This window comes from Pseudomonas fluorescens (assembly GCF_902497895.1).
GTDB classification, from domain to species: Bacteria; Pseudomonadota; Gammaproteobacteria; order Pseudomonadales; family Pseudomonadaceae; genus Aquipseudomonas; species Aquipseudomonas fluorescens_BP.
In genome coordinates, this window is sequence record NZ_CABVHQ010000008.1 from 90,831 (window position 1) to 103,622 (window position 12,792).

12 protein-coding genes and 3 pseudogenes are annotated in these 12,792 nt (G+C 57.4%); 7 read left to right on the top strand and 8 right to left on the bottom strand.

Annotated elements, in window-relative coordinates:
- The first annotated feature begins 89 nt into the window (after positions 1-89).
- Complete coding sequence (locus F8N21_RS06380) at positions 90-2,453, top strand: phosphoketolase (protein WP_150641314.1); 2,364 nt, start codon at positions 90-92, stop codon at positions 2,451-2,453.
- A 187-nt stretch (positions 2,454-2,640) separates the two neighbouring features.
- Positions 2,641-3,156 (top strand): MBL fold metallo-hydrolase RNA specificity domain-containing protein, encoded by a 516-nt coding sequence (locus F8N21_RS06385; RefSeq protein ID WP_412071622.1) that lies wholly within the window; start codon positions 2,641-2,643, stop codon positions 3,154-3,156.
- Here the strand turns inward: F8N21_RS06385 and F8N21_RS06390 are convergent.
- The 3 genes from F8N21_RS06390 to F8N21_RS06400 all read right to left on the bottom strand — a co-directional run bounded on the left by F8N21_RS06390 (position 3,150) and on the right by F8N21_RS06400 (position 6,795).
- Complete coding sequence (locus F8N21_RS06390) at positions 3,150-4,355, bottom strand: acetate/propionate family kinase (RefSeq protein ID WP_150641315.1); 1,206 nt, start codon at positions 4,353-4,355, stop codon at positions 3,150-3,152. The genes F8N21_RS06385 and F8N21_RS06390 overlap by 7 nt on opposite strands.
- On the bottom strand, positions 4,352-5,773 hold the full coding sequence (locus F8N21_RS06395; protein WP_150641316.1) for a bifunctional enoyl-CoA hydratase/phosphate acetyltransferase: 1,422 nt from the start codon (positions 5,771-5,773) through the stop codon (positions 4,352-4,354). Before F8N21_RS06395 ends, F8N21_RS06390 begins: the two co-directional genes overlap by 4 nt.
- 95 nt (positions 5,774-5,868) lie before the next feature.
- The gene (locus F8N21_RS06400) at positions 5,869-6,795 is read right to left on the bottom strand and encodes a universal stress protein (protein ID WP_150641317.1); all 927 of its coding nucleotides are present in this window, start codon (positions 6,793-6,795) and stop codon (positions 5,869-5,871) included.
- A 509-nt stretch (positions 6,796-7,304) separates the two neighbouring features.
- Here F8N21_RS06400 and F8N21_RS06405 point away from each other — a divergent pair.
- Positions 7,305-8,228: a universal stress protein gene (locus F8N21_RS06405; RefSeq protein ID WP_150641318.1), complete on the top strand. Its 924-nt coding sequence runs from the start codon at positions 7,305-7,307 to the stop codon at positions 8,226-8,228.
- A gap of 53 nt (positions 8,229-8,281) precedes the next feature.
- Here the strand turns inward: F8N21_RS06405 and F8N21_RS06410 are convergent, their stop codons facing one another.
- Positions 8,282-8,845, bottom strand: coding sequence for a GNAT family N-acetyltransferase (locus tag F8N21_RS06410; protein WP_150641319.1), 564 nt, complete (start codon positions 8,843-8,845; stop codon positions 8,282-8,284).
- A 381-nt stretch (positions 8,846-9,226) separates the two neighbouring features.
- Here F8N21_RS06410 and F8N21_RS06415 point away from each other — a divergent pair, with 381 nt between their 5' ends.
- Positions 9,227-10,111, top strand: a complete 885-nt coding sequence (locus tag F8N21_RS06415) for a universal stress protein (protein WP_150641320.1) — start codon at positions 9,227-9,229, stop codon at positions 10,109-10,111.
- A 103-nt stretch (positions 10,112-10,214) separates the two neighbouring features.
- Here F8N21_RS06415 and F8N21_RS06420 read toward each other — a convergent pair whose 3' ends face one another.
- The 3 genes and pseudogenes from F8N21_RS06420 to F8N21_RS06430 form a co-directional block, all read right to left on the bottom strand.
- Positions 10,215-10,640: a potassium channel family protein gene (locus F8N21_RS06420; RefSeq protein WP_150641321.1), complete on the bottom strand. Its 426-nt coding sequence runs from the start codon at positions 10,638-10,640 to the stop codon at positions 10,215-10,217.
- Positions 10,641-10,679: 39 nt separating this feature from the next.
- A pseudogene (locus F8N21_RS06425) lies at positions 10,680-10,940 on the bottom strand (cell division protein FtsH); the annotation flags it as partial.
- Positions 10,921-11,124: an ATP-dependent metallopeptidase FtsH/Yme1/Tma family protein gene (locus tag F8N21_RS06430; RefSeq protein WP_150641322.1), complete on the bottom strand. Its 204-nt coding sequence runs from the start codon at positions 11,122-11,124 to the stop codon at positions 10,921-10,923. The gene F8N21_RS06430 and the pseudogene F8N21_RS06425, both read right to left, overlap by 20 nt.
- A 230-nt stretch (positions 11,125-11,354) precedes the next feature.
- Between F8N21_RS06430 and F8N21_RS31270 the strand changes: the two genes are divergently transcribed.
- The 3 genes and pseudogenes from F8N21_RS31270 to F8N21_RS31345 all read left to right on the top strand — a co-directional run.
- Positions 11,355-11,486 carry a hypothetical protein gene (locus tag F8N21_RS31270; protein ID WP_263597295.1) on the top strand — a complete coding sequence of 44 codons (132 nt, stop codon included), beginning with the start codon at positions 11,355-11,357 and terminating at the stop codon, positions 11,484-11,486.
- A complete protein-coding gene (locus F8N21_RS06435; protein ID WP_150641323.1) occupies positions 11,476-12,393 on the top strand; it encodes a universal stress protein in 918 nt (305 codons plus the stop codon). Before F8N21_RS31270 ends, F8N21_RS06435 begins: the two co-directional genes overlap by 11 nt.
- 74 nt (positions 12,394-12,467) lie before the next feature.
- Positions 12,468-12,599 (top strand): annotated as a pseudogene (locus F8N21_RS31345) (MBL fold metallo-hydrolase RNA specificity domain-containing protein); the annotation flags it as partial.
- A gap of 75 nt (positions 12,600-12,674) precedes the next feature.
- Here the strand turns inward: F8N21_RS31345 and F8N21_RS31420 are convergent.
- Positions 12,675-12,773 (bottom strand): annotated as a pseudogene (locus tag F8N21_RS31420) (hypothetical protein); the annotation flags it as partial.
- Between the last annotated feature and the right edge of the window lie 19 nt (positions 12,774-12,792).

The window sequence follows — 12,792 nt, forward strand, 5'->3', positions numbered from 1 at the left end:
ATCAGCGACAATCACCCCCTTTAGCACGAAAATCAACGTGTCATCCAGCGGCAGCCGACGTTCCTGATCCAGACTGGAAGGAGGACTTCATGAGTGATTTTCTGAGTGCCGATCAGTTGCACGGTATCGACGCCTATTGGCGGGCTTCCAATTACCTTGCTGTGGGCCAGATCTACCTCAAGGACAACCCATTGTTGCGCACGCCCCTCAAACGGGAGCACATAAAGCCGCGCCTGCTGGGCCATTGGGGAACGACGCCGGGGCTGAACCTGATTTACGTCCACCTCAATCGGCTGATCAAAACCTATGACCTGAACATGCTGTTCATCACCGGGCCCGGTCATGGTGGCCCAGCGATCGTGGCTCAAAGCTATCTGGAAGGGACTTACACACAATTCGATCCTTCGGTGGAGCAGAACATCAATGGACTGAACCGGCTCTTCCGGCAGTTTTCCTGGCCTTACGGGCTCTCCAGCCATGTATCGGCGCAGATTCCCGGGTCGATCCACGAAGGTGGCGAACTGGGCTATTCATTGGCCCACGCCTATGGGGCGGCGTTCGACAACCCGGACCTGATCGTTGCCTGCGTGATCGGCGACGGCGAGGCCGAAACAGGTACGTTGGCCGCCAGCTGGCACTCCAACAAATTCCTCAACCCCGAGCGGGATGGGGCTGTACTGCCGATTCTTCATCTCAACGGGTACAAGATCGCCAATCCCACGGTGCTGTCCAGGATCAGCGAGGACGAGCTGTCGGCCTTGATGTACGGCTATGGTTATGACCCTTACTTTGTAGAGGGAGACGACCCCGAGCAGGTCCATCAACTGCTGGCCCAAACTCTGGATACGATCCTGCTGGAGATTCGCGAGATCCAGCGTGTGTCGCGAAACCGTTCACCAACCCAGGAGCTGGAACGCCCGTTTTGGCCGATGCTGGTGCTGCGTACGCCAAAGGGCTGGACGGGTCCGAGCTTCGTTGATGGCAATCGGGTCGAAGGCACCTGGCGTGCGCATCAGGTGCCCCTCGGCGAGTTCCAGCAACCACCTCATCTACTGCAATTGGAACAATGGCTCAACAGCTACCGGCCTCAGGAGCTGTTCGACGCCAATGGTGCTTTGCTGGTCGAAATTGCCGCGCTGGCGCCGACGGGACACCGGCGAATGGGCGCCAACCCCCATGGCAACGGTGGGTTGCTGTTGCAGGCGCTGGATATCCCCAGCTTTACCAATTACGCGGTGGGGCTGTCAGCACCGGGCTGCCTGCGCGCCGAGGCAACCAGGGTGTTGGGTGGTTTTCTCAGGGATGTGATGAAGAACAACCTGCAACAAGGCAATTTCCGCGTGTTCGGCCCAGACGAAACGGCTTCCAACCGTCTCGATGCCATCTACGAGGTCAGCGCAAAAGCGTGGATGGGCGCCCGGGAAAGTGATGATGTCAATTTGACCTGCAATGGTCGTGTAATGGAGATTCTCAGTGAGCAGGTGTGTGAAGGCTGGCTCGAAGGGTATTTGTTGACTGGTCGCCATGGGCTGTTTTCCTGCTATGAAGCCTTCATTCATATCATCGATTCGATGTTCAATCAGCATGCCAAATGGCTGAAAATCGCCGCAGAAATCCCGTGGCGCAAACCGATCGCCTCGCTTAACTACTTGCTCACATCCCATGTCTGGCGTCAGGACCACAATGGCTTTTCCCATCAGGATCCAGGGTTCATCGATCATGTTGCGAACAAGAAGTCCGACATGGTTCGAATCTATCTGCCCCCCGATGCCAATTGCCTACTGTCGGTGACTGACCACTGCTTGAAAAGCCGCGATTACGTCAATGTCATCGTCGCTGGCAAACAGCCGGAGTGGCAGTGGCTCGATATCGATTCGGCCATCCGTCATTGCATGGTCGGGATCGGCCGCTGGGCCTGGGCCTGTCATAACGATGCAGACCCGGACGTGGTGATGGCCTGCGCGGGGGATGTCCCGACCCTGGAGACACTCGCTGCCGTAACGTTGTTGCGCGAGTACGTGCCGGATATTCGAATCAGGGTCATCAACGTGGTAGACCTGATGGTGTTGCAACCTTCGTTTCAGCATCCCCATGGGCTGCAGGACAGTGCGTTCGATGAACTGTTCACTGTCGACAAACCGGTGGTTTTCGCGTTTCACGGTTACCCATCGCTCATTCACAAATTGGTCTACAAACGAAAAAACCACGACAACTTTCACGTGCGTGGTTTCAAGGAGGAGGGCGCTACCACGACCCCCTTTGACATGGTGGTGATCAATAACCTGGATCGCTATCAGCTGGCCCTGGACGTCATCCAGCGAGTTCCCCGCCTGCAAGACCAGGTTGCAACAGCCACGGCGCGGTATTGGGAAACGATGGAGAAGCACAAGCTCTACATCATCGAACATGGGCAGGACATGCCCGAGGTTCTGGAGTGGCGTTGGACGCCTTGAAAACCTTGCTGCAAAGCAGCGATGCCCTGCAGCGTGAGCAACGCCTGGACGTTTGATCCGCTTGAGGTATATCAAACTGGTCCTTCCCGCCAAAAAACAACACCCAGTTGATAAATATCAAGCGGCCGGGGCGCAAAAGGAGCAACCAATAAGCCACGTACCAGTATTCGAGGAAACGGGCATGCGAATGACATTTCTCGGCGCGGCCGGCACGGTAACCGGCAGCAAGTACCTGTTGGAACACAACAATTATTATGTGCTGGTCAGGGACTCGAAGGATCTGGATCAGTTGCGCACCCCGGCGGTTATCATCGCCGCCAGCGGCATGGCCACCGGCGGGCGTGTGCTACATCACCTCAAGGCCCTGGCGCCCAATGCGCTGAATACACTCCTGGTGCCCGGCTTCCAGGCCGGAGGCACCCGCGGCGCACAGATCGTGGGCGGCGCGAGTTCGGTGCGCATACATGGCAAGGACGTGCCTATACGGGCTGAGGTGGTCCCGATGGAGACGTTGTCGGCCCATGCCGATGCGGATGAAATCATGCAATGGTTGCTTGGCTTCAAACATCCACCCAAACACACCTATGTGGTGCATGGCGAGCCCAATGCCTCGGATGTATTGCGTCGGCGTATCAGCCTTGAGTTGGGGTGGTCGGTCTCGGTGCCGGAATATCGCGATACGGTAGAGCTTGCCGCTCAGTAGGTCGTTGGCTCGGTCAGGCGTTGGGCATCGATAGCCGTGACCCATTCTTCGTTGGTGGGCTCGACCACTACCTTGACTCGGCTGGCCGGGGTCGAGATCACGGCGGTATTGGCCAGGTTGGCTGTTTCGTCCAGTTCGATGCCCAGATACTCCAGGCCCGCGCACATCCGGGAGCGAATCGCCACGTTGTGTTCGCCAATACCTGCCGTGAACACCAGCATGTCCAGGCCACCCAGGGCCGCGACCAGGGCACCGGCTTCGTGGATGAAGCGGCGCAGATACAACGCAAGGGCCATGGCCGCGCGAGGCTCAGTTGCTTCGACTTCGAGCAATGCGCGCGGGTCGCTGGAAATGCCGGAAACCCCCAGCAAACCAGACTCGTGATACAGGATGTGGCTGACCCGCTCCAGGCTCAGCTTCCAGATTTCCATCAGGAAAATCACCGCACCAGGGTCCATCGCGCCGCAACGGGAGCCCATCATCAAGCCATCCAGCGCCGAGAAACCCATGGTGGTGGCGACGCTTTTCAAATCCCGCATGCCGCACAGGCTGGCGCCGCTGCCCAGGTGCGCGACCAGCGTCCGGCCACGTGCCTGATCGCCATAACGTTCGGCCAGGGCAATGGATTGGTAGCGATAGGAAAGCCCATGAAACCCGTAACGACGCAGGCCATTTTCCCAGGCCGACCAGGGCAGCGGCAGGATTTTCTCCACGTCCGGCAGGGTCTGATGGAATGCGGTATCGAAACACACCACTTGTGGCAGGTCGGGGCGGGTTTGCAGCAGGGTTTCGATGGCTTCCAGAGCGAAGGGTTGATGCAGAGGGGCTAGCGGGATGTAGCTTTTAAGGTCGGCCAGCACCTGCGCGTCGATCAACACAGGTTTTGAATACTTGATCCCTCCATGCACAACGCGGTGGCCGATAGCCCTGATCGAGCGGCCGCCCAGCTGAGTTCGCACCCGCTCACGAATATACCCAAGGGCATTGTGATACGGCTGCTTTTCACCGAGGGCCAGTGGCTGATCGTCGTCGCCGTTTTCGCTGACCACCGGGTTTGGCCCCGTGATGCCATCGACCTTGCCACGCCACAGTGGTGTGCGAGCCAAAGGGCTGCAGGTCGCGTCGAACAGGGCGAACTTGATGCTCGACGAGCCCGCATTGAGGACCAGAATCACTTCACCGTCATCTGCGTCCTTCATGGCGGCGTTACCCGATAGTGATGAGCGATCAGCGCGGCGATAGCACAGGATGCAATGCGCGCTTCCCGGGAGTCGGCGCGGCTGGTCAGGACAATTGGCACCTTGGCGCCGAGCACTATACCGGCGCTGGAGGCACCGCCCAGGTATTCCAGTTGCTTGACAAGCATATTGCCGCTTTCCAGATCAGGCACTACGAGAATGTCGGCTTTTCCAGACACCGGTGAGTGAATGCCCTTGATACGCGCCGCGGCCAGGGAGATGGCGTTGTCGAACGCCAGCGGCCCGTCAAGGACCGCGCCAGTGATCTGGCCGCGATCAGCCATCTTGCACAACGCTGCGGCATCGAGAGTGGCGGGCATGTTGGCGTTCACCGTTTCCACGGCAGCCAGGATCGCCACATGGGGATTGCTCACGCCGAGGATATGCGCCAGATCGATGGCGTTGCGCACGATGTCCGCTTTCTCGAGCAAGGCCGGCGCGATGTTGATCGCTGCATCGGTGATGATGAAAGGGCGCGGATAAAAAGGCGTCTGCATCACGAAGCAGTGGGTGATCCGCCGCTTGGTGCGCAATTGCGCCGCCGCCGGCACCACGGCGGACATCAATTCGTCGGTGTGCAGGCTGCCTTTCATCAAGGCTTCAACCTGACCGGCGCGAGCCATTTCCACGCCACGCAGGGCGGCGGCGTGGCTATGGGGCACGTCTTCGATGGTGAGACTCGCAAGGTCGTGTTTGCCCTTGGCCGCCAACGCTTCGAGTTTGGCTCTTGGGCCAATCAGTATCGGATCGATCAACCCGGCATCGCGGGCATCGAGGGCGGCCTCGAAACTCACTTCGTCGCAAGGATGTACCACTGCAACGCGGATCGGTTCCAGTGTCTGGCAGGCCTGCAACAAACGATTCAGGCCGTCGGCGCTGTGGCGAAGTTCGATGCCCGGCAGGCTGACCCGAGCCACATCGATATGCTCGCTGGCAGCGTGTACCAGGGATTCGCCTTCCAGCACCACCACGCCTTCCTGATTGGTGCCGGTGCAGGCCAACGTGAGCAGATGCCGTGCTTCGTCGCGAGCGATGACAATCACCGAGACTGTCAGTGTGTCGCCGATTCGTACCGGGGCGAGGAACTTGAGGGTTTGCCCCAGGGACACCGAACCCGGCCCCGGCAGCCGCGTGCCGATCAACGCCGAAATCAACGCTCCCCCCCACATACCATGGGCGAAAACGGTGTTGAAGTGGGTGGTGGCGGCAAATTCCGGATCGACGTACAGCGGGTTCACATCGCCGGAGACTAGTGCAAACAGCTGAATGTCCTGAGCCGTAAGGGTACGTTCCAGAGAGACCGACTCGCCGATGACGATCTCCTCGAAGGAGCGATTATGTATTCGTTCCAGATCGTTGATGGGCGTGGAGCTGGTCATGGATTTGATCCTGAATACGAATTTTTGCCAGGGTAGTATGTTTGCTGCCCGTTGCAGCCTCTTCGCGCAACCTTATTCGAGATGATGTCACGGCTTCACTCAGCCAGTTCTTCTGGTGAAATTACCCACACGCTGCACGGCATTTTGTACAGCAAATCCTCCACCGTACTGCCGACCAACCGGCCCAAGCCACGATGGCCGACCCGGCCCATGACAATCACGTCGACCTCATAAGCACCGGCGTAGCTGGAAAGAACCTTGGCCGGGTTGCCCATGATCATGTGCTGGTGTTCCGGCGGGATGCCGTTGCGCTCGGCCAGTTCGCGGAAGGCATCGCTTTGGGCGTCGAACAGAGCCTTGGCTTTGCTTGAAGAGAAAAACGTCGAGCCACTGTCGAAGCCAAATTCCTCCGCGCTGATAGATGAAAGGTCATGGGCATAGATTACATCGAGCTCGGCGTTACAGGTGCTCGCCAGTTTTGCCGCCTCATGCAGAATTCTGTCATTGAAACCTTCGTACTGACCATCGCGATGAAAGGGATCGACTGCCGCGACAATCTTGCGCGGCAAGGCGTGCTTCACATGGCTGACAAAATGCAGCGGCACCGGGCATTCACGTAGCAAATGGATATCCACGGGGGTAAACATTATCCGTGACAGCAGCGATTCGTGCTTCAAAGCCTTGATTACAACGGCCATCGGCTGTTCTTTGAGATGAATGAGGATCTCCTGCAAGGGTCTTTCCACCCAAATCACTTCAGTGGTGACGTGCACCCCGATTTTGCGCAAGGGACGGGCCTGTTCTTCAAGCCATTGGCGATGGCGCTCGACATACCCGAGGCGCATCTGCTCAAGCGCTTGTTCGTTGACCATGCTGGCGGTCGCCAGACCCTCCAGGTAATCGAAAGCCACGATGTGCAGTGCTGCGTCCGAAGCCTTGGCCAACGCTGCGGCTCGGTCGAAAGCGGGGCTGTTTTCCATCAGGGGCGAGACGACCAGCATGAAACGTGATTGCTCAGACATGACAAATCTCCCGTAGGTAGTCGCAGAACGCTTGAGCTCAATGGAGATGATGCTCTTGGGCAGTGACGCCTTACTCTTATCTTGCCGCTGGCCGGCGGGGCGGGCTTGATTTTTGTCAAACAGGCGGGTGGCAGGAAACACCGCCTGATATGCGGTTAGTGTCCATCCCCCTGGCGATATGGACAGGTACCTTGGATGCACTGAGGCTCTTTATCGAGTTCTCAGTCAGAGTGCGTGGCCATCAGGCTGAAACGACAAGTATTACCGCCGTTCTTTTTTGCCTGATACATTTTCGATCATTGCCCCTCCGATACTTCCGTGGACGCCGGACACTTTGATTCAGGCTAGAGTGAAGGGGGAGGGAATCTGTTGATCAAGATCAACTGTATCTTCCGTAATGAGCATCAAAAGGGACGTCGTAGCTGATAAAGATCAAGTAGCCTCAGGCTGGAACGCTCAATCTTGAATTCTATTCACTGCATTGAGATGGCCGCGTGCCGAGGTGCCCCATGTCGCAGACTCAGCGTTTACTGTTAATTGCTCCCCAAGCCATGACCCGCACACCGGCGTTCGACCGTGCCGCCGCGTTGGCCCTCGCAATGCAAATGCCGTTGCACATCGTAGCGTTCGATTATTTGCAGGCCCTGGTGGTGGCCGGCCTGTTCGCCCCTGAACAAATCAACCTGGCCCGGGACGGGTATTTGCAAACCCATCGGCAATGGCTCGCGGAGCAAGCCGGGTTGATGAGCAAACACGGTGTCGAGGTCACCAGCGAGGTGGTATGGGTACAGCATCCTTACGAAGAGATCCTGCACTTTGTCAACGAGATGCCGCTGGCGCTGATCATCAAGGATGCCCAGGAAGAATCGGCATTGAAACGGGTGTTTTTCACGCCGCTGGATTGGCAGCTGCTGCGTGATTGTCCGGTGCCGGTGCATCTGGTGACCAACGGCCTCAACCCACGCCCACACAACGTGCTGGCCATCGTCGATGTCTTGCGCAGCGAAGACCAGGACCGGGTGTTCAACGACCAGATTCTCGACGCCGCGACGAAGCTGGCTGAGGTGTGTGAGGCTCGGCTTGAATTGCTGCATGTATATGACTGGACGGCCGTGTATGCCCAGGACATGGGCGTAGGCGCACTGCCGCTGGCCACCGGGATTTATGAAGCATTGGGAGTGGCTCAGCATGAGGCATTTGCCGCCCTGGCCGAACGCCACGGCGTGCCGACGCAATGCCGCCACTTCATCGAGGGCGCGCCGCTGTCGAGTATCTGTGAATTTGCCGCAGAACACCGCACGGATGTGATTGTCATGGGGACGGTGCAGCACAAGGGGTTGAACAAACTATTGGGTACCACGGCCGAACAACTCTTGCATCGGGCGCCTTGCAGTGTACTGGCGATCAAACCGGGCAAGATGTTGCAATCCTGAGTGCTGGATAGCCCCGCGATGAACCGTTGGCCGGAACATCGCGGGGGGATTTTTTACAAGTAAAGACGATGAATGACCTGACGGCTGTCATCGGGATCATTGTGCGTCTCGAAACCCAGGGCTTTGGCCAAGTCGCGCATCGGGGCATTGCTGGAGGCATCAACCGAATACATCTGGCGAAACCCGTTCTTGCGAGCGGCCTTGATCAAATGCTCCATCAGTAGCGTACCCAGGCCCAGATGCTTCCATTCATCGGCGACGGTCACCGCGCATTCGCACTCATGCTCGCCCGTAGCGGCGTAGCGGCTGATGCCGATCTCGATCAGTTGGCCGTTTTCATGAACCAGCGAGATATAGGCAACGCGTTGTTTATTATCGGTGTCCATCAACTGATTGAGCATGGTGATGCCAGGTTCGTTGATCTGCGCGAGAAAACGCATGTGCCGGGACTCGGGAGATAGACGCTTGATAAACGCATATTCACGCTCGCGGTCCTTTTCCACCAGCGGCCGGATCAGCACGTGGCGGCCGTCCTTGAGCGCTTCGATCCAGTATTTTCCGGTGACCGCGGCGTAGGCGGCCGCGGCCCGATCATTGTGGTCTTGGACAGTGAGCATGGGGTGATCCTCCATCCGGTTTGAAAGGTTGACGCGCGGTGAAGAACCTCGCGGTTCATTCCTTTTTACGCCGCTGGCGGCCCTTGGATCTGATCTAAATCAGAGACTCGCTAGGCTGGCCGGGCGCATGCAGAACCATGGCGCGTATGACGTTTCTCCAGACGTGCGGATGTGGCAGTTAGGGCGAAAGAGTCGACGAATGGATTCACACGGATGGACTCAAGGACAACCCGCTATGGAGAATTTGATATAGATCAAGACCAGGCAGACGCTGGAGGCGGAGTCTGGATTAACGCTGGTGCTCGATCCAGCGAGGACGCAACGGCTGGCCTCGACCACGGCAGCAGCAGGCGTCGAAGATTCACTGACTGGAGGCAGATCATGAGCCAATATCAACGGTTGTTACTGATCATCAATCCGGCTCTGCGCCAATCCCAGGCAATAAGCCATGCTGCAGCGCTGGCCAAGGCCAGTGGTGCGAGTTTGCATATCGCCGCCTTAATTCCATCGCTGGATATGTTGTCGCTGCTCGAAGAAGGCGACCGGGAAAAGGCACGGGAGAATTACCTGCAGGACCATCGCGACTGGCTGAAGGCTCAGGCAAAAAACCTCCGTGGCAGAGGAATCGACGTGACCACAGAGGTGGTCTGGGCCGATGACATGAAGCAAGACATCCTTGATCACGTCACGGAAATGCAGCTCGATTTGTTGATCAAGGAAGTTCAGCATGCATCAACGCTCAGGCGCGCCTTCTTTACCCCACTGGATTGGCACTTGCTGCGTCATTGCCCGGTACCGGTTTATCTGGTGGGCGGTAGCGGCTATGTGTTGCCGCGCAAGGTCGTAGCCGCGGTCGAAGTGTCGGATACCGAGTCATCCGACAATGAGCTTAATGACCGGATCATCAAACAGGCTTCCAGTCTCGCCATACAGTGTGATGCCGAGTTGCATCTACTCCACGCCTGCGATATTTCCGCCGGCTATCTGGCGGACATGGGCGGTCTGACGCTTGCTGACCTCACCAAAGCGCTGCGCAGAGACCTGGAAAAATCTTTCCTCAAGTTGGCCGGTCGGTTCGGCGTGCCCTCTGAGCGTCGACATTTTATTCAGGGACATCCTGTCTCGGCGCTGAGCGAGTTCGCGAACGAGCACCACGTGGATGTGATCGTAATGGGCAAAGTCCAGTCCCATGGGGTGAATAAGCTTCTGGGCAGCACGACCGAGCATATTTTGTATCAGGTGCCTTGCAGCGTTCTGGCGGTTTAGAGGGGTGTCATTGCTGGACTTGGCGTCGGCCACTGTCAGACCGACGACCCGATGGGTGGCCGGATGATACGAATGTTTCATGACCGTCAAACAAGGTGGAGGTTTATTTGCGCTTCCAGTACTTCTGCATTTCGAGAAACAGAAAAGATGCTGTCCAGGTGATGAGTACCAGACCGGTCAGGGCCTGTAGGCCGGTCAGGTATTTTAGATTGCCTACGGGTGAAATATCGCCAAAGCCGATCGTCGTGTAGGTGGTAAATGAAAAGTACACGCAGTCCATGAATGAGCCATCGAAGTTGCCAATCAGGGTTCCCCATTCGCCGGAGCGTGCCATCAGGTAATAGACCAACGCGAAACACCAGACTTCTATTGCATGGGCCAGCAGCGCACCGAACACCCCGACGACAATCCTGAAACGGCTCCAAAGCTTGAGCCGGGGCAGCCAGTCGTTCAGACGTAATAGACATTCGTAATGGATGACCACGACGATGACCACCACCAGCGTATTGATCAACGTAACTGCCAGCATGGTGTACCTCTAGCGATAGGTGCAAGTGTCGGTCCATGCGTCGCTGCGTCGACTCTCGAGCAGGACCTGGGCCCGGTGGTAGGCTTCATCCAACAAGGCGCGAATACCCAAGTCGATTTCCCGAGCGGTTTGTTCTGAATAGTCTTTCTCTCTGACCCCCTGCATGTGCTCGCCAAGGTAGGTTGCGTTTTGCCGTTCGAGCACCAACTGGCCAAGTTCGGTGCTCATGCCGAACCGGGTGATCAGCTGGCGGGCAATGTCGGTCGCTCGGCCCAGATCATCAGCGTCTCCGGTGGAGATTGCCGCTGATCTGATCCTTCTCGACCCGTAAGTCGCTGAGCTTTTGCTCGTTCAGCAGTTGCAGAAACTGACTGTACGGAATGCTTTGCACGACACGACGTTCGATAAACAGAAATTGAACGAGGGTGAGCATGACAAACGCGATCGCGAAGTAAGACAAGTTCCATTGGTGATTTTTTTTCATGACTTTGGCTCATAAAGGGGCATGGGCGAGCTGACAGAGTGCCCAGTCAGTATTTATCTACGCCTGAGCGACGGAAAATCGTTGAGCTATATCAACAATGCTGCTGTGAGTCAGAAGTCGATCCGCGCGCCGACCGAAAGCGTCATTATTTGATAAAGATCAGAGCCCTCACGGGATAACGCCAGATACTTGATCAACAGCTTTTCCAGCCGCGATAAAGGGGAAAAGTCATGAATAAACGCTTGTCCTTCATTGCTGCAACGACTGCCGGTTGCAGTCATAAGCACGCCCAGGATATCGACGCACAATTGGGGTCCGGCGAGCCGTATCACCGGCTTGAGGTAAAAGATGATGAACCTTAAACGTGTCTTATTGATTGCCCCCACCGAAATGACCCGTACCCCGGCGTTTGATCGAGCGCATTCACTGGCCAGCGCAACCGGTGCGTTGTTGCACATCGTCGCGTTCGATTATGTCCGGGCACTGGCGGTGGCCGGCCTGTTTGACCACGATGCGATGGCCCAGGCACGGGAGGGCTACTTGCAAGTTCATCGTCACTGGTTGGAGCAGCAAGCCCGGTTTCAAAGGTGCACGGGGTTGCAGGTGACGACTGAAGTGGTTTGGGCCAAATCGAGCCTGGCGAACGTGATTGCGTATGTGAATGACTTCGGTGCTGACCTGGTGATCAAGGACACCCACCATATGTCGGCACTCGACCGCGCCTTCCACCGGCCCCTTGACTGGCTGTTGCTGCGCGACTGTCCAGCCACCGTGCATCTGGTTACCGATGCCAAAAATCCCCAGCCGTTGAAAATTCTCGCCGCCATCGATCTGTCCCATCTGGAGGAGCTGACCCAAGGGCTCAATGACCGGATTCTCGACCTGGCCTCAACGCTGGCGGCCTCCTGTGGCGCCGCCTTGCACCTGCTCAACGTCAGCAACTGGTCGGTGATGGGCGGCTCGGCAATGAGTGTGCCGACGCCGACGCTGGATGGTAGTTTGAGAGACGCGGTCAACGATGCCCAGGAAGAGGCCTTTGAGGTACTTGCCGATCGTTATGGCGTCGAGGAAAAACGCCGACATCTACTGACCGGCATCGCTCACAAGGTGATCGGACTTTTCGCCCAACAGAATGCCTTCGACATGGTGGTGCTGGGCACGGCCTATCACCACGGGATCGACATGTTCATCGGCGGTACCGCCGAGAGTGTGTTGAACCGCGCGCCGTGCAGTTTGACGATCGTCAAGCCATTGCCCTGGCTCGACTGAAAGGGCAACACGTCGCGCCCCCAATCGACACGGTTTCTCTAAACACGCCCCGGCGTTGCCGCTTTACATCGAGCAAGAAGACCCCGAAACACACCTCTGTGGTGCACGGCGAGCCCAATGCCTCGGATGTACTGCGCCGACGCATCAGCCTGGAGCTGGACTGGTCGGTCTGGGTGCCGGAATACCGCGACAGCGTTGAACTCACCCGCAACGATCAGCCTTCAATCCCATCGTTTGGACAACAAAAAGCCCCTTGCCGATTTCTCGGCAAGGGGCAGGGCTCTGTCAGAATCGAGATTGGTTACTTTGTGGGCCACGATCAAATGATGCTTCGCTTCGACCGCTGTCTGCACGTTACAACCGACGATTCTGGTGCCGCGAGCTGGAAAGTCGACGCTT